Origin of the sequence: Lentzea rhizosphaerae, from assembly GCF_042649515.1 — a bacterium.
In the GTDB taxonomy this organism is placed as follows: domain Bacteria; phylum Actinomycetota; class Actinomycetes; order Mycobacteriales; family Pseudonocardiaceae; genus Lentzea; species Lentzea aerocolonigenes.
This window is the reverse complement of the sequence record NZ_JBHRZI010000011.1, coordinates 833363-854362: the sequence shown is the minus strand read 5'-3', so window position 1 is coordinate 854362 and position 21000 is coordinate 833363. Positions and strand designations below refer to the sequence as shown.

General features: G+C 66.3%; 26 protein-coding genes, 1 tRNA gene and 1 pseudogene. 11 read left to right on the top strand and 17 right to left on the bottom strand.

Features of this window, described 5'->3' with window-relative positions:
- Positions 1–508: 508 nt before the first annotated feature.
- A complete protein-coding gene (locus ACFOWZ_RS11630; RefSeq protein WP_382371867.1) occupies positions 509–1063 on the bottom strand; it encodes a GNAT family N-acetyltransferase in 555 nt (184 codons plus the stop codon).
- A gap of 92 nt (positions 1064–1155) precedes the next feature.
- Between ACFOWZ_RS11630 and ACFOWZ_RS11625 the strand changes: the two genes are divergently transcribed.
- The 4 genes and pseudogenes from ACFOWZ_RS11625 (at position 1156) to ACFOWZ_RS11610 (ending at position 3505) form a co-directional block, all read left to right on the top strand.
- Complete coding sequence (locus ACFOWZ_RS11625; protein WP_382371865.1) at positions 1156–1533, top strand: hypothetical protein; 378 nt, start codon at positions 1156–1158, stop codon at positions 1531–1533.
- A gap of 10 nt (positions 1534–1543) precedes the next feature.
- Positions 1544–1921: a hypothetical protein gene (locus ACFOWZ_RS11620; RefSeq protein WP_382371863.1), complete on the top strand. Its 378-nt coding sequence runs from the start codon at positions 1544–1546 to the stop codon at positions 1919–1921.
- 936 nt (positions 1922–2857) lie between these two features.
- A pseudogene (locus tag ACFOWZ_RS11615) lies at positions 2858–3208 on the top strand (transglycosylase SLT domain-containing protein); the annotation flags it as partial.
- Between the two features lie 147 nt (positions 3209–3355).
- Positions 3356–3505, top strand: a complete 150-nt coding sequence (locus ACFOWZ_RS11610; RefSeq protein WP_156094437.1) for a hypothetical protein — start codon at positions 3356–3358, stop codon at positions 3503–3505.
- A gap of 24 nt (positions 3506–3529) precedes the next feature.
- On the opposite strand, the gene ACFOWZ_RS11605 is transcribed toward ACFOWZ_RS11610, so the two are convergent.
- Positions 3530–4501, bottom strand: coding sequence for a LysR family transcriptional regulator (locus tag ACFOWZ_RS11605; RefSeq protein WP_449280280.1), 972 nt, complete (start codon positions 4499–4501; stop codon positions 3530–3532).
- A gap of 285 nt (positions 4502–4786) precedes the next feature.
- Here ACFOWZ_RS11605 and ACFOWZ_RS11600 point away from each other — a divergent pair, with 285 nt between their 5' ends.
- The 4 genes from ACFOWZ_RS11600 to htpX are packed head-to-tail and all read left to right on the top strand — an operon-like array spanning position 4787 to position 7079.
- Positions 4787–5212 carry an NADH-quinone oxidoreductase subunit B gene (locus ACFOWZ_RS11600; RefSeq protein WP_382371858.1) on the top strand — a complete coding sequence of 142 codons (426 nt, stop codon included), beginning with the start codon at positions 4787–4789 and terminating at the stop codon, positions 5210–5212.
- Positions 5209–5742 carry an NADH-quinone oxidoreductase subunit C gene (locus ACFOWZ_RS11595; RefSeq protein ID WP_382371856.1) on the top strand — a complete coding sequence of 178 codons (534 nt, stop codon included), beginning with the start codon at positions 5209–5211 and terminating at the stop codon, positions 5740–5742. Before ACFOWZ_RS11600 ends, ACFOWZ_RS11595 begins: the two co-directional genes overlap by 4 nt.
- Entirely contained in the window at positions 5739–6191 is a 453-nt protein-coding gene (locus ACFOWZ_RS11590; protein ID WP_030473526.1) for a 4Fe-4S binding protein, read from the top strand. Before ACFOWZ_RS11595 ends, ACFOWZ_RS11590 begins: the two co-directional genes overlap by 4 nt.
- 18 nt (positions 6192–6209) lie before the next feature.
- Entirely contained in the window at positions 6210–7079 is an 870-nt protein-coding gene (htpX, locus tag ACFOWZ_RS11585) for a zinc metalloprotease HtpX (RefSeq protein ID WP_382371854.1), read from the top strand.
- Here the strand turns inward: htpX and rfbA are convergent.
- Both rfbA and ACFOWZ_RS11575 read right to left on the bottom strand, forming a co-directional pair.
- Positions 7076–7948, bottom strand: a complete 873-nt coding sequence (rfbA, locus tag ACFOWZ_RS11580; protein WP_382371852.1) for a glucose-1-phosphate thymidylyltransferase RfbA — start codon at positions 7946–7948, stop codon at positions 7076–7078. The two genes, htpX and rfbA, sit on opposite strands and share 4 nt — an antisense overlap.
- Positions 7945–8436, bottom strand: a complete 492-nt coding sequence (locus ACFOWZ_RS11575) for a YajQ family cyclic di-GMP-binding protein (RefSeq protein WP_090046484.1) — start codon at positions 8434–8436, stop codon at positions 7945–7947. Before ACFOWZ_RS11575 ends, rfbA begins: the two co-directional genes overlap by 4 nt.
- Before the next feature lie 119 nt (positions 8437–8555).
- Here ACFOWZ_RS11575 and ACFOWZ_RS11570 point away from each other — a divergent pair.
- Positions 8556–8636: transfer RNA gene (locus ACFOWZ_RS11570), tRNA-Tyr, on the top strand.
- 86 nt (positions 8637–8722) lie between these two features.
- Here ACFOWZ_RS11570 and ACFOWZ_RS11565 read toward each other — a convergent pair.
- The 13 genes from ACFOWZ_RS11565 to ACFOWZ_RS11505 all read right to left on the bottom strand — a co-directional run bounded on the left by ACFOWZ_RS11565 (position 8723) and on the right by ACFOWZ_RS11505 (position 18163).
- Positions 8723–10159, bottom strand: coding sequence for a tyrosine-type recombinase/integrase (locus ACFOWZ_RS11565; protein ID WP_382371850.1), 1437 nt, complete (start codon positions 10157–10159; stop codon positions 8723–8725).
- Positions 10159–10338, bottom strand: coding sequence for a helix-turn-helix transcriptional regulator (locus ACFOWZ_RS11560; RefSeq protein ID WP_382371848.1), 180 nt, complete (start codon positions 10336–10338; stop codon positions 10159–10161). Before ACFOWZ_RS11560 ends, ACFOWZ_RS11565 begins: the two co-directional genes overlap by 1 nt.
- A complete protein-coding gene (locus tag ACFOWZ_RS11555; RefSeq protein WP_382371846.1) occupies positions 10335–11474 on the bottom strand; it encodes a DUF3631 domain-containing protein in 1140 nt (379 codons plus the stop codon). The genes ACFOWZ_RS11560 and ACFOWZ_RS11555 overlap by 4 nt, the downstream gene beginning before the upstream one ends.
- On the bottom strand, positions 11471–12280 hold the full coding sequence (locus ACFOWZ_RS11550; protein ID WP_382371844.1) for a hypothetical protein: 810 nt from the start codon (positions 12278–12280) through the stop codon (positions 11471–11473). Before ACFOWZ_RS11550 ends, ACFOWZ_RS11555 begins: the two co-directional genes overlap by 4 nt.
- Positions 12281–12366: 86 nt before the next feature.
- On the bottom strand, positions 12367–12705 hold the full coding sequence (locus ACFOWZ_RS11545; RefSeq protein WP_382371842.1) for a hypothetical protein: 339 nt from the start codon (positions 12703–12705) through the stop codon (positions 12367–12369).
- Positions 12702–13238 (bottom strand): DUF2742 domain-containing protein, encoded by a 537-nt coding sequence (locus ACFOWZ_RS11540; RefSeq protein WP_382371840.1) that lies wholly within the window; start codon positions 13236–13238, stop codon positions 12702–12704. The genes ACFOWZ_RS11545 and ACFOWZ_RS11540 overlap by 4 nt, the downstream gene beginning before the upstream one ends.
- A 291-nt stretch (positions 13239–13529) precedes the next feature.
- A complete protein-coding gene (locus ACFOWZ_RS11535) occupies positions 13530–15713 on the bottom strand; it encodes a cell division protein FtsK (RefSeq protein ID WP_382371838.1) in 2184 nt (727 codons plus the stop codon).
- Positions 15710–16513 (bottom strand): DUF2637 domain-containing protein, encoded by an 804-nt coding sequence (locus ACFOWZ_RS11530; RefSeq protein ID WP_382371836.1) that lies wholly within the window; start codon positions 16511–16513, stop codon positions 15710–15712. Before ACFOWZ_RS11530 ends, ACFOWZ_RS11535 begins: the two co-directional genes overlap by 4 nt.
- Positions 16510–16836 carry a hypothetical protein gene (locus tag ACFOWZ_RS11525; protein ID WP_382371834.1) on the bottom strand — a complete coding sequence of 109 codons (327 nt, stop codon included), beginning with the start codon at positions 16834–16836 and terminating at the stop codon, positions 16510–16512. Before ACFOWZ_RS11525 ends, ACFOWZ_RS11530 begins: the two co-directional genes overlap by 4 nt.
- On the bottom strand, positions 16833–17057 hold the full coding sequence (locus ACFOWZ_RS11520; RefSeq protein WP_382371832.1) for a hypothetical protein: 225 nt from the start codon (positions 17055–17057) through the stop codon (positions 16833–16835). Before ACFOWZ_RS11520 ends, ACFOWZ_RS11525 begins: the two co-directional genes overlap by 4 nt.
- Positions 17054–17518, bottom strand: coding sequence for a RapZ C-terminal domain-containing protein (locus tag ACFOWZ_RS11515; protein WP_382371830.1), 465 nt, complete (start codon positions 17516–17518; stop codon positions 17054–17056). Before ACFOWZ_RS11515 ends, ACFOWZ_RS11520 begins: the two co-directional genes overlap by 4 nt.
- Before the next feature lie 67 nt (positions 17519–17585).
- Complete coding sequence (locus ACFOWZ_RS11510; protein ID WP_382371828.1) at positions 17586–17924, bottom strand: hypothetical protein; 339 nt, start codon at positions 17922–17924, stop codon at positions 17586–17588.
- Positions 17924–18163, bottom strand: a complete 240-nt coding sequence (locus ACFOWZ_RS11505; RefSeq protein ID WP_382371826.1) for a hypothetical protein — start codon at positions 18161–18163, stop codon at positions 17924–17926. Before ACFOWZ_RS11505 ends, ACFOWZ_RS11510 begins: the two co-directional genes overlap by 1 nt.
- Positions 18164–18288: 125 nt before the next feature.
- On the opposite strand from ACFOWZ_RS11505, the gene ACFOWZ_RS11500 reads away from it, so the two are divergent.
- Both ACFOWZ_RS11500 and ACFOWZ_RS11495 read left to right on the top strand, forming a co-directional pair.
- Positions 18289–19131 carry a helix-turn-helix domain-containing protein gene (locus tag ACFOWZ_RS11500; protein ID WP_382371824.1) on the top strand — a complete coding sequence of 281 codons (843 nt, stop codon included), beginning with the start codon at positions 18289–18291 and terminating at the stop codon, positions 19129–19131.
- Positions 19128–19934 (top strand): hypothetical protein, encoded by an 807-nt coding sequence (locus tag ACFOWZ_RS11495; protein WP_382371822.1) that lies wholly within the window; start codon positions 19128–19130, stop codon positions 19932–19934. Before ACFOWZ_RS11500 ends, ACFOWZ_RS11495 begins: the two co-directional genes overlap by 4 nt.
- Positions 19935–21000: the final 1066 nt, after the last annotated feature.

The window sequence follows — 21000 nt, the reverse complement described above, 5'->3', positions numbered from 1 at the left end:
CGGGGCCCCAGGGTTGTTGGGTTTCACTTCCACCTAGCCGACCGTGAGATCGACTCTCTCTGTCCGCATGACCCCTGTGAGTAGCGGGCGAAGCGGGGATCGCGTGTGCGTAACCGAAGACCACCTTCCAATCTGATGGAACTGCGGTACCCGTTCGGCAGAGTTCAGCCGAAGGCGGGCGATCCGATGGGGTGCAACCCTTCCCTTCTCCTCTGATTACTACCTTTTCTCACGTGGCTGTCGGCGCCGGACCTCATGCACGTGCCGGCTTCACTTCCACCGACTGCCCTCGGTCACCTGCCGGAACCCCTTTCACTGATCGGCTCCGGCACATCTGACCGTCCTGCACTTGCTGATCGAGCTCGCGGGTAGTTCGTCATCTCCCGCGCCATGTTGTCTCTTGTTCAACCAGGAGAAGAGTACATCGGCGCGACGGAGAATGTCTACTCTCGCCACCACAGATTCTCTGTCTCGTGCGATGTACCTGCACTCACCTGGCCTTGTCCGGTCATCTGGTGGCCGTGCCTCCGGACGGCGTCCGCACGTGCCGGTGGCCGCTGTCCGCGAACGCAGGGGGAGCGGCGGGTAGCAGGTCGCGCAGGAGGTAACCGCACTTCTCCGCCACACGGCAGGAGGCCTGGTTGCCCCTCGCGTGCAGCAGCTCCATGCGGGTCAGCTGGACCAGCTCCTGCGTCTCCAGCGCCCATCGCGACACGGTGTCCAGGGCACGGGCGGCGATGCCCTGACCGCGCACCGCGGCGACGGTCCAGTAGCCGACCTCTGCCACACCGGCAGTCCCGGCCTTCACCACCACGTGACCGATGGGCGATCGGTCGTCTGCCACCACCGCGAAGCTGAACCGCGTCGCAGAGGACCAGCCGGCCGCTTGGGTGTCGAGCCACTGCTCGGCCTCGGTCTCGTCCGCCAGCGACGTGGCCAGCCAACGGCGCATCACCGGGTCACGATGCGCCGCGAGCAGTGTCGGCAAGTCGTCCATCCGCCAGGGGCGCAGCCGCAGGGCGACTGCTGACGCGGTCTTCGGCACGGACAACGTGATCGTCATGGTCGCCAATTCTGCGATCTACGACGCCACCGGTTGCGGACCGAACGGAATCGACCCCGACGCGCCCGTGATCTCCGCAGTAGCGTCGAAGCGTGCCGAACATCCTCGTGATCGGATTCGACCCCCACACCATCCCCGGCTTCGACCCCGCCCCCGTCGCCGCCGCCATCGAGCAGGGCAGCAAGCTCTTCGCCGAGCTCGGGCTCGCCGAGGACCTCTTCCTCATCGACTTCGCCGAGCTCGACGGCCGCGCTCAGGCCGAGCTCGTCGAGAAGCTCCAAAGCAACTCCTACGACGCGGTGGTCGTCGGTGGCGGCATCCGCAAGGGGCCGGGGCTGCTCGAGCTCTTCCAGGCCGTGGTCAACCTCGTGCACTGGCACCAGCCGGACGCCGCGATCGCCTTCAACGACAGCGCCGGCGACAGCCCGGACTGGGTGCTCAAGGCGCTGGAGCAGAAGCGGAATCGCTAGCTTCGAGGACGTGACCAACGTTCTCCTGATCGGTTTCTCTCCCGACACCATCCCCGGCTTCGAGCCTGGCGCCGTCGCCGCGAGCCTCGACGAGGGCAGCAAGCGTTTCGCCGAGCTGGGGATGGTGGAAGACCAGTGCCTGATCGGCTTCGGTGAGCCCGACAGCACTGCCCACGCCACGATCGTCGAACACCTCGAGAAGAAGCAGTACGAGTGCGTGGTCGTCGGTGGCGGCATTCGCAAGGCCGCGGAGTTGCTGGACCTCTTCCAGGCCGTGGTCAACCTCGTCCACTGGCATCAGCCGCAGGCCGCCATCGCGTTCAACAGTGGGCCGACCGACAGCGCGGACTGGGCGCTCAAGGCGCTGGAGCAGAAGCGCAACCGTTAACCCACAACATCGGGTGAACCGTCGGCCCCTGCCCTCCGTACCTCTCATCAGAACAGCACAAAACGCTGTCCAGCGATCAAGTCCGCGCAGGTCAGCACTCCGCCCCCGAAACCCACTACCAAGCGTGACGGCATCACTCGATCGCGTGGTCGTTGAACTAACCCATAACGAGAGCTGGGCTCACACCGAACTAACAGACAGCTTCGCCAGTTCGTCAGGAGGCAACGATGAACTTATGCATGGAGCAATCGGCTCGTTGACTGTCTGTCAGCAACGGATAGCCCAACCACTCGGAAACGTGACGAGAGTCACCCAACGGGCGCTCAAGCTTGCCTGCGCTCGTGACGCGAGGTTACGTTCTCGCCCGCCGATAACGGTTTGGTCACCGGCAGGACACAGGAACCGCAGCATCTAGGGTCCAAAGTCCGGCCCGGAATCCCCCGCCGAGCAAGTCCGGTGGCCAAGCTCCCCGACGCAGGAGGCTCCCCCTTGGCCCGGCACAGCAAGGCCGATGGCCGAACCGTGTACACGGTCGTGCCCAGACCAGAAGTGAAACCCGGCGCGCATCGCGTCGAGGACGACAAGGTTCCGCTCGCCCACCGCGTGAGCGCCATCGTCGTCGCAGCAGGTGTCGCCGCCGGCACCGCCGCCATCGCCAACGCCGCCACCAGCGGTTCTTCCACGGAACTCGCCGCCGGCGCGGCCGAGCTGGGCGCTCTCCCCGACCAGCAGGCCACCAAGACGATCCAGACGATCCACGACGTGAACCCCGGCAATCAGGTCGGTCGTCTCCTGCAGTTCCAACAGATGTACGCCATGCAGACGTTCGAGCAGGCCACCAAGGTCGCCGCGGACGCCCACGCCCAGCGCGAGGCCGCCGCCAAGGCCGAGGCCGAGCGTCAGGCGGAGATGCGCAAGCCCGCCAAGCAGCGCGAGATCGAAGGCTGGATCAAGGAAGCCATCAAGGTCCTGCAGGCCAATGGCACCAACATCGACAACAACAGCATCGACGAGATCTACACGATCATCATCAAGGAGTCGAACGGCAACCCGAACGCCGTCAACAACTGGGACTCCAACGCGCTGCGCGGCACGCCGTCCAAGGGCCTCATGCAGTGCATCGACCCGACGTTCCGCGCCTACAAGCTGCCCGGCTACGACAACATCCTCGCGCCGGTCGACAACATCATCGCCGGTGTTCGCTACACGTACGCGCGCTACGGCGGCTTCCAGAACCACCCCGGGTTGGTCAGCATGAACCTGGGCGGCGGGTACCGGGGGTACTAAAGACGCCAGTTTCGCCGTGTCGGGGTGCGTGAAACCCATCGGCGGGCGATGCTGTCAATCAGGTTCACCCACAAGCATGGCGGCCCTAGCGGGCACACGCCCGGTAGTGCTCCCATCGAAGCGATCCCCGAACGCAGGGAGTGGCCGATGAACGAGCAACAGGCACGCGACGACGAGCTGGCGAAGATCCGCTCGGAGGCGACGAACTGGCTGGCCAAGATGGCCAAAGCCCAACAGCGCCCCAAAGTCGAGCAGCGGAGGCCTGAGCACGACGCCATGACACCCGCGAAGAAGTAGAAGGAAACAGCAGAGGCGCCTCGGCTACGGCCGGGGCGCTTCTGCATTGAAGGCCGACCACAGCAGGTTCAGCGGGTGATCCGCCGGATGCTTCGCCAGCTCGTCCGTTCGGGCGAAAACCCCGACAAGTCGCTCCAGCGAGTCATCTGAGAGCTCGACGACGCGGAGCCCTCCGCCTTCCCGGAGCTCGTTGTTCGACGCCACCACGCCCAAACCAGACGTCACGATCATGGCTCCCTGGACGAGGTTCGAGCGCAGCAGCGAGATGCCGTACTGGATCTCGTCGATCTCGGCCGCGATGTCGAGGTCCTGCCGGTAGTCGGGCCCGAACCACCCCCGCAGGAACTCCGCGATCAGCCCCGCCCCCGGCACGACCAACGGGACCGACCTCAACTGAGGTACCCGCACCCGGTCGCCGACAACCGTCTCCGGCAGATTCGTCAGCAACGCCAGGCCGCCGCGCCGCCACTCGATCACGTCGAACTCGGGGCGTTCCCAGCCGGCACCGGCCTTGGTCACGACGCTGCCGCACACGAGGTCGACCTCCTGCGTCTCCAGCTTCGCCCAGATGTCCTTGGTGCGGATGTGCACGACCTTGAGGTCCACGTCGCGCTCGCGGAACTCGTCCGAGACGTGGTGCCACGCCTTCGCGAGCGTGTCGAGCATGTATCGCGTGGTGCCGACGGTGACGGTCGTGCCGAGCTTGCGGCGGCACTCGTGAATTCCGTCGAGCCACTCCGCGAGCGTCTCCCGCGCCAATTCGACGAGTGACTCACCAGTAGGCGTGAACAGCACGTCTTTTCCGCGCCCCTGCTTCACCACGAGCGGTTCACCGCACAGTTGCCGGAAGTTCCTGTTCAACGTGTCGAGCTGCTTCTGAACGCTCGACTGCTCTCGTCCCAACGCCCGAGCCGCTCGTAGGGCCGAACGGGTCTCGTGCACCGTCAACAGCGTCCTGAGCTGGTCCAACGTGGTATCCAGGAGTGCGCCGGGCATGTTCAGCAGGCGATGCAGTGAAGTGCTGGTGGGGAGCACCAACTGGGACGAGCCGGACATCGGAACCCTCTCTGGTGTTCTACCGATCAGTTGAACTGAACTTGACCGCAGTTCGCCGACAAATTATCTGGAGATCTTGTCCGCAAATCCCTGGACTCTTATCGGCGGGTGTACAAAACTATCTGCGGCGACCACGCGTGGGAGCCGATTCCGGGGGGAATCATTGGGGGGTGGGGGTCCGCCAGGCGCAAGCCGGTGGGCCCCCAAGTATTACCCTCGCTGGTTGTGACCGTTTCCGCTCGCCCGGACGGTGTCGTCCTGAACTGGGGCACCACCTACCGGGTCACCGTCCTCGAACTCGGGCTCGCCTGCTGCGGAGTCGAAGTGATGGCCGCTCTCGACCGCCTTCCCGACCTCGGCGTCGCGCCGGTCGACGGCGCGGGCGAGGCACACGTTCTCGTCGTCTCCGGCACCGTCACGGACGTCATGTTGCCCGCTGTGCTCCGCAGTTACGAGGCCATGCCCGAACCCCGTTACGTGATCTCCGTGGGCGCCTGCAGCAACACCGGCGGCCCGTACTGGGATTCCTACAGCGTCACCAAGGGCATCGACCAGGCCTTGCCGGTCCACGTCGCCGTTCCCGGCTGCCCGCCGCGGCCGGAAGCGCTGCTCGAAGGCCTCAAGGCGCTGCACGGGCTGGTGAACTCATGACCGCGAAGACCGCCTTCGGCCAGACGGTCCACCACGTCGAGCTCGCGGACTGGCTCGGCACCGCCACGCGTCACCACGCCGAGGGCTGCGTGATGTTCGACTGGCTCGGCGTCGAGGACGCCGGCAGGCCGGGTGCCTCCGGTCAACGTCACGCCGTGTTCCTGCACGTCATCGACCCGCGCACACGCGAGGGCGCGATGCTGCGGACCGAGCTCGGCGAGACCGACTCCCTGCCGAGCGTCGCGCACCTCTGGAAGGGCGCGCGCTGGCACGAGCGCGAGGCCGCGGAGATGTTCGGCATCAGCGTCGAGGCCGAGCCCGAGCCCGAGCACCTGCTGCTGCCGGACAGCTTCGAGGGCCACCCGCTGCGCAAGGACTTCGTGCTGGCCTCCCGCGTCGTGCGCCCGTGGCCCGGCCGGTTGGAGCCGGGCGAGGACAACACGAGCGCCCCGAGTCGTCGCCGCACCGCGCCGCCTGGCGTACCGGACCCGTCGTGGGGCCCGCGCCGTGAAGAGGAGAGCACGTCATGACCAGCCTTCCGCCGCGCACGAGGGGCGTCATCGCGCTGTTGGAGGCCAACTGCACGGTCTGCATGATCTGCGCGCGCGAGTGTCCTGACTGGTGCATCCACATCACGAGCCACACCGAGGTCGAACAGCAGCCGGGCAGCGCCAGGCCGCGCAGCCGCAACGTGCTCGACCGGTTCGCGATCGACTACGGCCAATGTCTGTACTGCGGCATCTGCGTCGAGGTCTGCCCGTTCGACGCCCTGCACTGGGCACCGGAGTTCGGCTATCCGGGAACGGGCTCGGTCGAGGGAGACGGAGCCGTCGCGGAGCTGGTTCACGAACGGGACGTGCTGGCCACGTGGGTCGAGAAGGTGCCGCCGCCACCGCCGCTCGACCCCGCTGCCGAGGCCGCGCCGGAAACGGCGACAGGAACCGGCAGGAGGCCTGGTTCGTTGAGAGGTAGGACGTAAAAACCCGGAGGCGGAACCGTGCACAAGCACTTCAACGGGTTGAAGACGGCCGCGTTGCTCGGTGGGATGAGCGCGCTGATCGTGGTGATCAGCGGGCTGTTCGGCCGGACGGCGCTGGTCATCGGCCTGCTGTTGGCCTTGGGCGTGAACGCCTACGCGTACTTCAACTCCGACAAGCTCGCCCTGCGCGCGATGCGGGCGGTGCCCGTGTCGCAGGTGGAGCAACCAGTGCTCTACGCGATGGTGCGGGAGCTGTCGCAGAAGGCGCGCCAGCCCATGCCCAGGCTCTACCTCAGCCCGACCATCGCGCCGAACGCGTTCGCGACGGGCCGCAACCCGCGCAACGCGGCCGTGTGCTGCACCACGGGCATCCTGGACCTGCTCGACGAACGTGAGCTGCGCGCCGTGCTCGGCCACGAGCTCGCGCACGTCTACAACCGCGACATCCTGATCAGCTGCGTGGCCGGTGCGCTGGCCGGTGTGATCACGATGCTCGCGAACCTCGCCCTGCTCGCCGGCATCTTCGGAGGCGGCGACGGTGACGACGACGGCCCCGGCCCGCTCGGCCTGCTGCTGATCGCGCTGCTCGGCCCGATCGCGGCCACCGTGGTGCGCCTGGCCGTGAGCCGGTCGCGGGAGTTCCAGGCAGACCAGTCCGGCGCCGAGCTCACCGGCGACCCGCTCGCGCTGGCGAGTGCGTTGCGCAAGATCGAGCTGGGGACGCGGGCGGCGCCGCTCGCACCGGAGCCGGAGGTGGTGTCGCAGAGCCACCTGATGATCGCGAACCCGTTCCGCTCGGGGGAGCAGTTCGCGAAGTGGTTCTCGACCCACCCGCCGATCGCCGACCGCGTCCGCAGGCTCGAGGAGATGGCGCGCAGGGCCGGTTAACGGCCTGCCTGCGCCACCGCCATGAGGTACTCGCCGTACCCGGACTTGCCGAGCTTCTCGCCGAGCGCGTAGCACTCCTGCGCGGAGATGAAGCCCATGCGCAGCGCGATCTCCTCGGGACACGCGATGCGCACGCCGGTCCGGTGCTCCAGCACCTGCACGAACTGCCCGGCCTCGAGCAGCGAGTCGTGCGTGCCGGTGTCGAGCCACGCGAACCCGCGGCTCAGGTCCACCAGCTGAGCGCGACCCTCGCGCAGGTAGTGCAGGTTGACGTCGGTGATCTCCAGCTCGCCGCGCGGCGACGGCTTGAGGTTCTTGGAGATCTCCACCACACCGTTGTCGTAGAAGTAGAGCCCGGTGATCGCCCGGTTCGACTTCGGCTCCTTCGGCTTCTCCTCGATCGACAACAGCTTCCCTGTCTCGTCGACCTCGCCCACGCCGTACCGCTCGGGGTCCTTCACCTGGTACCCGAACAGCACACAACCGTCCAAAGAGGACGCGTGGTGCTGCAACGTGCTCGAGAAGCCCTGGCCGTAGAAGATGTTGTCGCCCAGCACCAGCGCCACGTCGTCGCCACCGACGAAGTCAGCGCCGATGACGAACGCCTCCGCGAGCCCGTTCGGCGCGGCCTGCTCGGCGTACGAGAAGCTCATGCCCCACTGGGAACCGTCCCCCAGCAGCCGCCGGAACAGCGGTAAGTCCGTCGGCGTGGAGATGATCAGCACTTCCCGGATGCCGGCCAGCATGAGCACCGACAGCGGGTAGTAGATCATCGGCTTGTCGTAGACCGGCAGCAGCTGCTTGGAGACGGCCTGCGTGATCGGGTGCAGGCGCGTCCCGCTGCCACCGGCGAGGACGATGCCCTTCACCGGTAGTTGGTGAACTGGAGGGCGATGCCGAAGTCGGAGCTCTTCAGCAGGGCGATGACGTCCTGCAGGTGGTCCTTCTTCTTGCCCGACACCCGCAGCTGGTCGCCCTGGATCTGCGCCTGAACGCCCTTGGGCGCCTCGTCGCGGATCTTCTTGGCGATCTCCTTGGCCTTCTCCGACGAGATGCCCTGCACGAGATTTCCCGTGACCTTGAACACCTTTCCGGACACCGCGGGCTCGCCCACCTCGAACGCCTTCATCGAGATGTTCCGCTTGACCAGCTTCTCCTGGAAGACGTCGATCGCCGCCTTGCAGCGCTCCTCGGTCTCGGAGGTGAAGGTGATCGCCTCCTCGCCGGCCCAGGCCACGGTGGTGTTGGTCCCGCGGAAGTCGAAGCGCGTGCTCAGCTCCTTGGCCGCCTGGTTGAGCGCGTTGTCGACCTCCTGCCGGTCCACCTTGCTCACCACGTCGAACGACGGGTCCGCCACGACTTCACTCCTCAACGATCTCGGGGTCACAGCCTGCGTCGATGCTACTGGGGGACCCCGATTTGGGGCCTCCCGAAGGGGTTATGTATTGTTCTGCCCGCACCGTTACGACGGTGTGGGGCGGGTTGCCCGAGCGGCCAATGGGAGCGGACTGTAAATCCGTCGCGAAAGCTACAGAGGTTCGAATCCTCTACCCGCCACAGCAGCATCAAAGGGCCTGTGACCAGCGAGAACTGGTCACAGGCCCTTTGTAGTCTTGTCCGGTTGTGTACGGCTCGAACCGGGCCTATACGGCGGTTCGCGCCAAGGGCACGCCAAAGTTCGGCGAACCTAGAGACGCCTGGACAAGGCGGCGTGCAAGCTCTTCACCGCCGTCAATGCACTTCGCGTAGACCCTCATCAGCACGGCGAGGCTGTGCCCTGCCCACTTGGCCACGCGCGGTGGCTCCACGCCCGCGTTGAGCCAGTTCGACACGCACGCGTGGCGCAGGTCATACGGACGCTTCGCGAGAGGCGTAGCGGCCACTTCAGGCGTGAACGCGCGTGCACGTGCCATGCCCCACACGCGGCCGTAGGTCGAGCTGGCTAGTCGGCCGCCCCGCTCTCCGACGAACAGCAGCCCATCGGGCGCGATGCTGAACTCATCGAAGTGCTCCCAGGCGCTCAGCACCATCTCGGGAGAGAGCGGCACCGTGCGCCCTTCGGTCACCTCACGGTGCTTGAGGCTGCGTTCCTCGTTCCTGGTTCGGCTGTCCGTCCACTCAGCGCCCACCTCGGGCGCAGCGCTGTCGAGGTAGATCTCACCCCACTCGTGGACTTCCCACTGGTCCGTCTCGTAGTTCCACATCCGCTCAGGCAGCGCGAGGTCGTTCCGGCGGAGATTGGTCGCTTCCTCAGGACGAAGCCCTGCGAAGTAGAGCAACTGGAAGAACAGCTTGAGCCTGCGGCCGATACGCCCGCACTCGGGAACCTCGTTGAGCACCGTGCGGAACTGGACGGGGTTTGCGACCGATCGGCGGTCAACCTCGTGGAACACCGTCTTGCGCTTCGTCGTCTTGACCTGCTTCAACGGGTTCTCGGCAAGCGCGCCTTTCTCCACCGCGAAGTCGAGCGCGCCACCGAACGTCACTCGGCGCAGGCGGATGGTGTCCGGTGCTGCTTTCTCACCGTTGAGTTTGCGCTCGAACTCGTTGACCACGGCGCGAAGCACATCGGGCTTGTTGAGGTCGGCGATCGGGCGTGTGTTTCGTGACAACCAGGTGAGCGCGTCGGCGATCTCGCACGGGTGCACGCCGTCCCGCTCCACGGAGTTGAACAACACCCGCAGAGCCTTACGCAGCACCTTCTGAACCGGCCTGCCGCGCGAACTCGTGAGCATCGCTTCCGTGATTGGCGTGAGCGCGTCCGCAATGGACTGGCGGTGTCGCGGTGCAGCGTCCGGCCACTTCATGTCGACGTATGCACAAGCCAGCTCGAACCACGACATTGATGTGGTTTCCTTGCGGATCAACGTGACCGGTAGCCCGGACTCGACGTCGAACGGAACACCGTCAGCGGCTGCGATGACGAGCTTGGCGCGGAAGCTGTTCGCCAGAGCCTTAGTTCCACGCGTCTCCTTGAACGGCTGACCTTCCACAGTCCAGCGCACGTAGTAGCTCATCTTGCGCTTGCCCTTGTAGGGCGCACCGATCTCCCAGATACGGACCTTCGTTGACGTGATCATCAGGCCGCCACCTCGCAAGATCGGTACCACTCTTCGACGTCGGAGCGCCTGAACCTCAACTGGCCGTTCGGCAGCTTCGCGTGTCGCGGTGCCATGCCTTTCGCCAACCAGTCGTAGAGCGTGGAACGGGGAACCCTGTACTCAGCGCAGAACTCGGCAACCGTCAGGAACGTGCTCATTGCTGACCCCCGTCCACGTCGTTTGCACGCAAGTACCGAGACCACGCATCGGAGAGACCGTGTTCGCCGTCGACGACGTAGCCCTTCGTCGGCGTCCCGTTGTGTTTGAACGTCTTGACCTTCACGCCGTAGGTGCCGAGTTCGGCGGACAGCGTGCGCGGGTTGAGCGGCTTGCCGTGGAAGTCAAACCACGGCGAGTCGTCCATCTCGTGCAGTGCCAACAAGATCTCGGCCGTGCTGAGCCGATCCGACATGCGAGCGCGGAACAATGCGCGCAGGTCAGCAAGCAGCCGCACGCCGTCTGACACGGGCTTCGCGGTCGCCTCGTGAACGAAGTGCGAGCAGGCTTTCCTCGCCGTGTGCGGCCAATGCCCTCCAGCCTCGTCGGCGATCGCGAGCAACGGTTCCCAGATCTCGGCGGGCCGGTCGTCGACACCGGGCGGCATGTCGGGCTCTGCCTCGACCAGCCGTTCACCAATGCTCGTTGCCCACGTGCTCAGCGCTTCGCGGATCGGTTCGGCCGCCCGCGTCACCTTCGATTCCCGGTAGGACTCCACCCGCTCGTCGTGACGACGCCTCCGCAGGTGAATGGTGATCGCGCGGGTGGTGATGGTGTCCGGCATCCTTCCTGCCAACCCGGCCAGTGCAGCGGGCGCGAAGATGGGAAGGCGCTCCACCGTGAACCCGGTCGCCGGGTCGCCTTTGGACTTCGGGATGGTGGCCGTTCGCTTGTAGCCGAGGTTCAGCATTTGGCGGACGTCCTCGTTGCCCGTTCCGCCGACTCCGAAGATCGCGTCAACCTCGTCCATCAGGATGGTGATCGGCCCGGCCGCGACCATGCGGACGAGCGCGGCGGCAGAACCGCCTGCCGTCATCTCCGCTTCCCTGGTCAGGTGCTGAGCGATTTCGAGCACCCGCGTCTTACCCGAACCCGGCTCAGGAGAAGACAGGATCAACCGGGGCGTGGTGTAGAAGGCATCGGCAACCCAGGTGTGGGCGTACCAAAGCGCGAGCATCGGCGCGCAGTGCTCCGAAGGGAACGCGGAGAACCTCGCTACGAAGTCACGGACCTGGTCCAGGACTTCATGCCCAGGCAGTACGGCCGGAGTCGGAAGGATCCTCAGTGCGGCGGTCATGCTGCGCTCCTCTTGGTGCGGTCGCGGTAAGCGGCTTGTCGGCAGGCGTGCGAGCAGTGGCGCGGCCAACGGCCGGTGTCCGGACGGATGAGTTCCTTGCCGCACCTGCATGTGCGGGTGGTGACGGAAGAGCCGCGGGCAGCACCCTCATGAGCTGCGGATTCGTCACCCGTCACGAGGTTTTGCCGGCTGGTTGCGTCACCTCGTGACGGTTGCGACCTGGTCGCTTGCGTCACGCGATGGCGCGCGTGGCCGAGGAGTTGAACGCCGATCCACATCGTGAAAGGCGGCGGGATGGCTTGGGTGAGGTATGGCCAGGGCAGCCAGTCGATGCCCATCGCCTCTCGGGCTTCCTCGGTGGTGTAGGCGAGTGGTGACGAATCCCCTTCGAGGGCTTTTCGTCCTCCGCGCTGGTTGTAGGTGCCGTAGACGGGCACGGATGGCGCGCTGCGGTCGTGGTGGCAGGGCGTGCCATACAGGGGCAGGTTCGACTCGAACAGCCGGTGCCGCCGCACGCCGAGACGAAGCGTGTCACCGCAGATCTTGATGGGATCTTCGAGCGGTGCGCCGGGTACGTTCTCGATGACGTAGCCCCAGATCTCCCCGCGCGCCACAGCGTCACGCAGACGCTGCCGGATCGGGTCGACGAGGTCCGGGTGATCGTCCCGCCGGTCGGCGGGCGTGGCCTTGCAGAACCGTTGGCACGGCGGGGACGCGGCCACCACGTCATAGCCGGACAGGTCCACGGTGAGCGCGTCGGCCTGGACGAACGGGAACGGGTAGTAGGGCTGGGGTTCGATGTCCACACCGGTCACGTCGAACCCGGCCGCGTGGTAGCCAGCAGAGGCGCCGCCACCACAGCAGAACAGGTCGAGCAGTCGGGGACGGCGCCTCATGCCGCAGTCCTCTCGGTGTCGTCGGCGGCTTCCTCGGGCGTGAAGTACTCGCGGTCCCAACGCATCCACTGCTCCGGTGCGACCCAGACCCACACCCGCGTGAGCGCGGGCTGCTTGTCGCCGTAGTCGTCGGTCACCTTGGCGATGGGGTGCTCGTAGGTGTCGTCGCTGGGCAGGTAGCAGCGGCTCGATCCGCACGCGTGGGTGAGCGGGTACCGGCCGCGCCGACTGGACAGGCGGTTGGCCAGCCAGTCGCGGTAGAAGTAGGCGCGGCGGTGTTGGGGTCCGCCGACGAGCGCGACGACCGGCGTCACGGGGTTGCTGTAGGCGCTCACGCGGCCACCGCCAACCGCCTGGACGTGTTGTCTGCCAAGGGCTCTGCGCGGTGGTGCAGGTGCTGTGGGCAGCGCACCGACGAGACGTCCGGCAGGCGCGCGGCCAACTCGTCGGGCAGCGGGTGCACGAACTCGACCACCGCCGTGCAACCGAGGTGTCCACACGGGAGCGTGCTCGTCAGCAGACGGCGCCGCTCCAACTCCTTGAAGCTGGGGCCGATGGCGCTGCCCCAGGCTTGTGTGGCGGACATGTCGTGTGAAGCGCTGCGGGCACGGTCGCGGCACACGCGCTCGATCTCGTCGAGCCGTGAGGTCCGACGGGCGTCGATCGCGGCCGGGGTGTTCTCCTCCAGCCTGGTGAGCGCGGCGAGCACGACAGCAGCGGGCTTGCGCGGGTCGGTGTCGTCGAGCGCGCACCAGGCCCGGCTTCCTGCGGGCGGGATGACCCCGGCGGACTGAGCGCGGGTGAGCAGCGGGACGGCCCAGAGACGGACGGCTTGCGGGTCGCAGAGCGGGCGACGGTCGGTGGTCATGACCTGTCTCCTGTCACGTTCTGTAGTCGCACATGGGCGTGCGGAGGGAAGGCGACCAGCGCACGGGCTGGTCGGCCGGTAGCTGCGGAGCGGTGATCGAGCCGGGTTAGGTCCGGTGAACCGGGTTAGGTTCCTAACCGGAGGGTGAGTCGTAGCCGATCATGATGTTGAGCTGCGAAGAGTTAGCAGGTGAGGCGAGTTAGGCGGTGCCGCAGGACCCTTGCCAGAGCGGCGTTTCGAGGGTCTTCCGGGTATCGCACCGGCCTAACTCGGCTGCCCGCGGGGCTTCCGTCACTCGTCGAGATCTGCGGTAGCGCGGTTGGCCAGAGCCTCACGGATCGTGACCGGATCGACCGGGTAGCGGTTGCCCGTGGAAGGCACCTTCAGGCCGTACTCGCTGGCGAGCAGCGCGCGAAGCTGCTTGCCGTTGAGCTTGCGGTAGGGCGGCCAGTCGGGCGCGTGCTTGGCCAGCAGTGCGGGCACGTCGGCGACGGGCACCGTGTCGTGGCCCAGCACGTCCGCCAGGTCTTCGAGCAAATCTCGTTGCACCGCCTCGACTTCCGGGCGCTTCGGGCTGCCCGTGGTCACGGCCGGGTGCACAGTGGTCATCGCACGCTCGATCACCTCGGTGGCCGCGTCCCAGCCGGTCTCGTCGTCGACCGGGACGTAGAACCACTTGAGGATCTCGAACCGCTCGGCCGTCGCGCCCGTGATCAGCGCCGTTCCCCGGTCGCGTCCGGCGCGCAGCTCGGTTGCCCGGATACCGGCCTGGAAGCTGCCGTCACCGAGGAAGCCATCGTTACTGCGCCAGGACTTCACCGCGAAGCACACGTTGATCTGCACCAGCTCCACGATCTTCGGCGGGATCGCGTCGGCCCGGCTGGACTGGGTGTCGAACATCAGGACGATCCCGGTCTTGCGGGCGCGGCGCAGCGTCTGCACCGCGAACTCCGCCGCCTCTTCACCTACCGCGCTGCCGAACAGCTCGTGGCACTCGCTGAACAGCGCCACGATCGGCCGCAGGTCGGTGTGCTTCTCCGCCAAGCCCCGCGTGACCTTCTTGGCGCCGAGCTCGGCCAAGCGCGCCTCACGACGGCCGACCTCTTCGTACAGCTCCCGCAACGAGTCCAGGGCCGCGTCGACAACGCTGGGGTCCGTGCCGCGCTCGTAGCGGGCGAGGCGTGGCTGGTAGGCGTCGAAGTCGCCGTTCCCGGCGAACACGAACACCCACAGCTCTGCCAGCGGGTCCAGCGCGGCACCGAGCATCGTCACCCGCGCGGCGTTGGACTTGCCCTGGCCCATCATGCCGCCGTAGACCACGTTCGCCTGCACCAGCGCCGGGGCGATGACGTCACCGCGCTGCGAGACACCGAGCGGCACGCCGTCGAAGATGTCCACACGGGACGCGGTGAGCAACGGGCATTCCGGCGCGGGCTTGGTCGATGATCCGGGGTCAGCGACCCACAGGTCGACGAACCCGGCACGCTCTGCCGCGTTGGGCCAGACCTCCATCGGGTCGCGGTGAAGGTTGCGCGCCAGCACGTCGCGCTTGTCGCTGATCATGTCCGGCGTGACACCGAGCGGCAGGGAGAACATGGCCTGATAGCCCTTGCCGTTCACCCGCACGGGAGGCGTGGCGAACTCAACGGTCCAGCCGTCCTTGATGGCACGGTTGAGTGCCGGGATACCGAGGTGCGCGAGCGCCTGCCCGATGCCGCCGGGCGTGACCACGGTGTGGGTGTCCTGCCGCTGTGCCGCCGTCATGGCCCACCCCGGCAGCGTTGCCGCACGTGCACCGGCACGGTAGGCGCCGACCAGCCACGCCACCGGCACCGCGAACACCGACGCCTGCAACGCCACCATGAACGCGATGCCGAGCACGTTGCCGGTACCGGCGAGGAAGCTCCACCACTCGTCCCAGGTCCAGCCGCCGTCCCACAGCCACACGGTCACGCCGATGAGGAACAGCAGTGCCGCCAGGATCACCACGACCAGCAGAGCGGCAGTGACACCGGCGATGATGGCGCGCGGTGCCGTCATGACCCGCTGCCGCCGCGTGGCCTTGGCGTCCTTGAGGCGGTCCTGCCACTCCGCCAGTGCCACGACGTCGCCCTGAGCGCGGGCGGCATCGATGCGCTCGGTGTAGTAGGCGAACGTTGCCGCCCGCCACATGCTGCCGATCCACACGCCGTGGCCGCGCCACACCTTGTATGCCGCCCGTGCCACCGGCAGTCCGACCGTTGCCGCCACCGCTGCCGCCTGCCGTGCCTGCGGCACCAACTGCCCGGCGCGCTGCCGCAGTGCCGGAACCGTCGCGGTGCCGTCCTCGTCGACGAGTTCGCCGTCCAGGACCGGGCCGACCGGTTCCACTGCCGTGCCGGGCACTGCCGCGTCCGTGCGGGCGGCAGTGGGGAACAGCAGCACCGTTGCGTCCCGCTCGTCCGGCGTGCCGCCGGGTGCCGTCGTCGCGGTCATGCCGCCGCCCCCTTCTTCTTGCCGTGCGTGCTCATGGCGAGCAGAGCGAAGCCGGAGATGACCATCAGTCCGTCGAGCACCAGCGGGCCGACATGAGCGGCCAACGTGCCGTAGCCCCATGCCGCCAGGACGTCCCGCAGGTGGCCGTAGGAGATGACGGCGGACCCGAGCGCGACCGTTCCGGCACCGCCGTAGCGGGCGAGGCTCCACCAGAAACCGGTCTGCCACTGCACGCGGGACAGCACCTCAACCGACAGCAACAGTCCGATCGGCCACACAGCCGCACCCACCTGGGACGCGATGCCCGGCGTCCAGCCCGGCGCCATGCCAGCGGCCGGAAGCCACGTGTGCAGAACGTTCGCCGCGACGGACATGATGCTGCCGAAGACGAACCCCACCCACGACACCAGCCGACCACCGGGAGCGACCTGCGGCGACGCGTCTTCGGGTGACGATTGCACCGCGGGCACGGCCTTCCCGCGTGACGTTTCACCTGCGACGTCGCGAATTTTGCCGGCTGGTTCCGTCACCTTCGGCGCAGCCATGCGGGCACGCGGGCGTGGCACGGTCGTCATGTCGGTGTCCTTCTTGACCTCAGCGATGCGGTCCCGTCCCCACCGCTCCCCGCGCTCGAACAGCTCACCGAGCGCCTTTCCGCTCAGCGCCTCGCCCCGTTCCACGCTGTCGCGGAACGCCTGCCGGGCGCGCTCCTGGAGGTCAACGGGCGCAGCGTCAACCTGCGTCGTGGTGTCCGCCGGAGCCGGGAGCGTGGCCACAGCGCCGTTGATGTGCTCGGTCATCGGTGACCACCCTTCGACTTCGCGGCGACCTCGTGAGTGCTGGCGAACATCCGCACCAACTGCGCTGCGGCGAACAGCGCCGGGAAACCGAGCACGGCCGCCCACGTCCGGGGATCGGTGGTGTGCGCCAGGACCAGCCACTGCATGCCACCGATCACCACCGTGGCGACCAGAGCGCGGCCGAAGTTGCCGCCCATCCGCGTCACAACCCGCGTGGCCTTGGCCGCACGGCGCCGGGCGCCACGGACGAACAGCCAGATGATCAGCAAGGACAGAGCGCCGATCGCGACGATCCACGGGGTGTACTGCGAGACGTCTTTCATGCCGCACCCCCAGCCGGGCCGGTCGTGGTGACCAGCACCGGGCCACGGGCCACAGCGCAGGCGGTGTCACCGGCGTCGGCGAGACGCTCGGTCACGTCGGCGATCAGCGCGGCGACCAGTCCGATGACGCGGGCGAGCAGCGTCAGCACGGTGATGACCACGTAGGCGATCGCGGCCGGGACGGTCATCTGCCGCAGCGTGCGGCGGGTCTGCTGGTTCATCGCGCACCACCGGTCGACTCGTCGCCGATCACGCGGGGGAGGTGGACGTGCAGGTGCCGCACGGTGACGTTGAACTCCATCGTCCGCAGGTCCTCTGCGGCGACTTCGGCCAGAGCGACGGAGCGGTGACGACCGCCCGCGCACCCGAACGCGATGACGCAGCGGTGGCCGTGCGGGAAGGCGAGAACGAAGCCGAGCGTGAGGTCGATCGTCTCCGGTGCTCCCCAGGTGTCGAGGACAACCCGGCGAACCTCGTCGTCTCGGCCGTCGCAGTCGAGCAATCCCGTGTCCCGCACGGCGGCCGGGTCACTGAGGTACCGGCGCACGTCGAACGTGAGGTCAGCTTCCGGGGCCGGGCCGTGCAGGTAGCCGAACGAGATGATCTCGACGTCGCTGACGGCCGACAGGCCGGATTGAGTGGGCGTGGTCTTGTCGGACATGCTGATGGTCTCCTGACTCATCTGATGGGTGGTGGAGACCCGGACCTGCGGTGTCTTCTTGCCGGAATGGGCCGCAGGTTCGGGGCAATCAGAAAACTGAGGCGTCGACTGACCGGGTGGTGCGCTCGACGTCCTGCGTGCACAGCGCGCAGTCGTCGCACTCGGCGTCCTTGGCCAGCGGCCAGACCGTGATGGCACCTCGACCTCCGCAAAGTGAGCAGTCGTCGTCGGGGTGGGGCGAGCAGTCGGGGCAGTCGACGTCGCGGGCTTCGATCACGTCGTCGCGAGCGATCCAGACCTGTCCGGTGCCGGTACAGAGGTCGCATTCGAGGTAGGCGTTCTCGTCCGGAACCTCGCCCCAGCCGTCGCAGTCAGGGCAGCGCTCGCTTTCGGCCGGGATGCCGAGAAGATGAGAGTCCGTGGCCATCACGCGGCCGCCGTTCCGGTCGTTGCGGATGCCTGACCGTGGACGTTCAGCGCACGAACCGTGCCGTTGAGGGTCCGCTCGATCACGCGACGATTGCGGCGCTTCAGCGCGGTCCCGTCGAGCAACGCGGACGTGGCTGGCGGCAGCTCCGCCAACTCGTCCGCAACTTCGCTGATCAGGGCATCGATTGAGCCCTCGTCCAACCCGTCGGGGCTGAACCTGAAGGGGATCTCTTCCACGACTTCGTCTCCTGTGTAGGGGGTCTAAACCCTCTGGTCGCCGTACCGCCTCGTGGTTGAGGGGGTCTAAACACGAAGCTAGAGCCACGTGCGCATCGTGTCAAGGGGGTCTAAACTCGGGTGGCATGACAGCCGTGCCAGACGAGTTTGAGTCCGTCCGGTCTGACCCCGACCCCATCCGACGAGGCAAGCGCGCTGGCGAGCTGATCACGCTCTACCAGCAGCGCTCCGTGGAGCTGGCACGCCTGCGTAAGGCGGCAATCGAAGAGGCTCGGCGTGCGGGAGATATGAGCTATACAGAGATTGCTGCTGCTCTTGGCATCACGAAGGGGCGAGTTACGCAGATTCGCGGCAGTGCGCCTGGTCCTGAGCGTGCCTTTTTCGGGGTTGGTCCGATCGAACTGGCACTTCCTGGGCGTCTGATTCGTGAACGCGGTGACGTTGTTATCGCGTCAGAGGATGATGCTGCGGGATCTCACCTGTCGGCTACGCTGGAAAAGCTCGCATTTGCGATCAGTGAACGCGTGGTGATAGACCCGCGTGAAGAGTGGGAGCCTAAAGGTGATGCCGTGGTCGTATGTGGACCAGCGTCTGCACATATTGGTCACAAGCTCATGGCGGAAGATCCTGCCCTAAAGATGACATTGGGCGACAATGTGCAGTGGTACATCGTTGACCAAGTAACGGGCGAGCGGTTTCTCTCGCCGATGGATCAGGAGCATCCCGTTCGTGCTGATCATGCCTATATCTCACGCCGGAAGTTGGACAACCGGATCGTTATACATATTGCTGGCTTGCATGCATTGGGCTCCGTTGGTGCCGCACATTACTTGACGCGCTCTCTCGTGGATCTTTTCGCTGACCTTGGGGACACTCAGTACAGCTTGGCTGTAACCACGACCTTCGATGGGATGGAACCCGTTGCGTGTGAGGTGCTGGTTCCGCCTCGTCAATGGGGCAACCGATGACGTTTCATGGCGCACTTCTTCCGGCAGGGTTGGGGCGCGGTCAAGATCGCTGGTCTGCGACGGACAATATCGCCGTAGTGTTGGATGGTGCTTCGAGCTTTACGCCCTCCGTGGCCGATGCTGGGGCGTACGTCGACATGCTCCTCTCGTCACTTATGGTCAATGTGTCGATCAACGGTATTGATCTCCGTGAGGCGCTAAGTAAAAGCATCTTGCAATGCGCTAGGGGACTGGCAGTTCCGCCGATCGGTGGTCCCTCGTCCACTGTGTTGATTGCGCGCCAAGGCGCCGAGACCTTCGAGATTCTCGTTCTCGGTGATAGTACGGCCATCGTGGGAACTGTGGACGGTTCGGAAGTTCGACTAACAGACGATCGGTTGGGCGCGATTGGCACTGAAATCCGGGAGAGGTACCGGCACCGCCTTCGTGGTGGGGCGGGGTACGACTACGTTCACGCGGAGATGCTGCGTGAACTCCAGGAGGTAGAGAAGTCCCGGCGAAATAAGCCTAGTGGCTACTGGATTGCCGAGGCTGACCCGTACGCTGCTGTGCACGCGATTGTTCATTCGTTCCGGCTTGAGCAGGCGTCTTGGTGTGTTCTCGCCACGGATGGTGCTCAGCGCGGCATGGATCATCTCGGTATTGCGTGGGCAGAGGTAGCCGAAATGTCATCAGGCGAGCTTGGTGATCTACTTGCTCGACTCCATGACTGGGAGGAGAGGGCAGATCCGTCTGGCGTGCGCCTGCCACGATCGAAGCGTCATGATGACAAGACGGTCGTTGTTTGGCGTCCAGGCCGGTAGCGATTGGTTTAGCTCTAGCTGCCTGTGTCCCTGAGATCGGTAACTTCGGTAACCTCGGTAACCGCGCAGGTCAGGCGGTTACTGATGTGGTTACCGGTTACCGATGTGCGAGCACTGGTTACCGAGGAGATCGGTAACTTCATGATCAAAAGTAACCGCCTGACCAGCAGGGTTACCGAGGTTACCGAAGTTACCGACCCTGGGGACGCAGGCGGTAGGGCGACAGCCGTGAGGCAGGATTGGTATAGCGCCCGCCATAAGCGATACTCGCACACATGTTCGAGAGTGGCGGGCCGCCGGTACGGCCGGGCGTGCACATCGTGGTGCGCCCACCTGCTCCGTGCTGGGTAGATCTTGGCCGCGCTTTCCCGATCGACGAGCTGCGGCGTGTGGTCCCTGACGGCATCGACCTTCAGGCGACTGTGCCGGGCGAAGTGTTGATCTGGTCAGTCACTACCACGGGCCACTGGGTCGGCTACGTGTCGTTCTCCGTGAAGCACGGAGACCATGGAATGCGGTTGCAGCAGTGGATGCTGAGCGCAGCGCTCACCGAGCGGGCCGACGCACCAGCTCGTCCTGAGCGTCACAGGAGTTCTCGGGGGATCAGGCGCGTTTGAGGCGAGCGTGTTGGCAGAGCGCGTTTCAGAAGGCTCTGAGAGGGTCGTGGACGGCCTCAGCGGACCACGCTGGTGTGCTGGGATGGTTGAGGCATAACGGTCCTGCGTCATGAGGTGACGCAAGCGACCAGGTCTCAAACGTCACGGAACACGGAGCTGCCCGCGGGCCAAACGTCACGGCTGCAAGCTGCCTTCCCTGCGGGCGCGCGCCAAGGGCGCGTCAATGCCCTGTTGCTGTGGCACGAAAGCCCTGGTCACGGGTTAAGTGGGCGCCGGTCTGTAAATCCGTCGCGAAAGCTACAGAGGTTCGAATCCTCTACCCGCCACAGCAGGACAGAAGGCCCTGTGACCAGGCGACTGGTCACAGGGCCTTTGTAGTGTCGGAGGGTCGGGCGGGACTCGAACCGGGCCTGTGCGTCGGCCGTGCCCGACGTGGACACCCGAGCGAG

Excerpts from the sequence above, each read along its gene's own strand:
- ACFOWZ_RS11630 (WP_382371867.1), bottom strand. The coding sequence starts at position 1,063 with ATGACGATCACGTTGTCCGTGCCGAAGACCGCGTCAGCAGTCGCCCTG.
- ACFOWZ_RS11610 (WP_156094437.1), top strand. The coding sequence starts at position 3,356 with ATGAACGAGCAACAGGCACGCGACGACGAGCTGGCGAAGATCCGCTCG.
- ACFOWZ_RS11605 (WP_449280280.1), bottom strand. The coding sequence starts at position 4,501 with ATGCCCGGCGCACTCCTGGATACCACGTTGGACCAGCTCAGGACGCTG.
- ACFOWZ_RS11595 (WP_382371856.1), top strand. The coding sequence starts at position 5,209 with ATGACCGCGAAGACCGCCTTCGGCCAGACGGTCCACCACGTCGAGCTC.
- ACFOWZ_RS11590 (WP_030473526.1), top strand. The coding sequence starts at position 5,739 with ATGACCAGCCTTCCGCCGCGCACGAGGGGCGTCATCGCGCTGTTGGAG.
- ACFOWZ_RS11565 (WP_382371850.1), bottom strand. The coding sequence starts at position 10,159 with ATGATCACGTCAACGAAGGTCCGTATCTGGGAGATCGGTGCGCCCTAC.
- ACFOWZ_RS11560 (WP_382371848.1), bottom strand. The coding sequence starts at position 10,338 with ATGAGCACGTTCCTGACGGTTGCCGAGTTCTGCGCTGAGTACAGGGTT.
- ACFOWZ_RS11555 (WP_382371846.1), bottom strand. The coding sequence starts at position 11,474 with ATGACCGCCGCACTGAGGATCCTTCCGACTCCGGCCGTACTGCCTGGG.
- ACFOWZ_RS11540 (WP_382371840.1), bottom strand. The coding sequence starts at position 13,238 with ATGACCACCGACCGTCGCCCGCTCTGCGACCCGCAAGCCGTCCGTCTC.
- ACFOWZ_RS11535 (WP_382371838.1), bottom strand. The coding sequence starts at position 15,713 with ATGACCGCGACGACGGCACCCGGCGGCACGCCGGACGAGCGGGACGCA.
- ACFOWZ_RS11530 (WP_382371836.1), bottom strand. The coding sequence starts at position 16,513 with ATGACCGAGCACATCAACGGCGCTGTGGCCACGCTCCCGGCTCCGGCG.
- ACFOWZ_RS11525 (WP_382371834.1), bottom strand. The coding sequence starts at position 16,836 with ATGAAAGACGTCTCGCAGTACACCCCGTGGATCGTCGCGATCGGCGCT.
- ACFOWZ_RS11520 (WP_382371832.1), bottom strand. The coding sequence starts at position 17,057 with ATGAACCAGCAGACCCGCCGCACGCTGCGGCAGATGACCGTCCCGGCC.
- ACFOWZ_RS11515 (WP_382371830.1), bottom strand. The coding sequence starts at position 17,518 with ATGAGTCAGGAGACCATCAGCATGTCCGACAAGACCACGCCCACTCAA.
- ACFOWZ_RS11510 (WP_382371828.1), bottom strand. The coding sequence starts at position 17,924 with ATGGCCACGGACTCTCATCTTCTCGGCATCCCGGCCGAAAGCGAGCGC.
- ACFOWZ_RS11500 (WP_382371824.1), top strand. The coding sequence starts at position 18,289 with ATGACAGCCGTGCCAGACGAGTTTGAGTCCGTCCGGTCTGACCCCGAC.
- ACFOWZ_RS11495 (WP_382371822.1), top strand. The coding sequence starts at position 19,128 with ATGACGTTTCATGGCGCACTTCTTCCGGCAGGGTTGGGGCGCGGTCAA.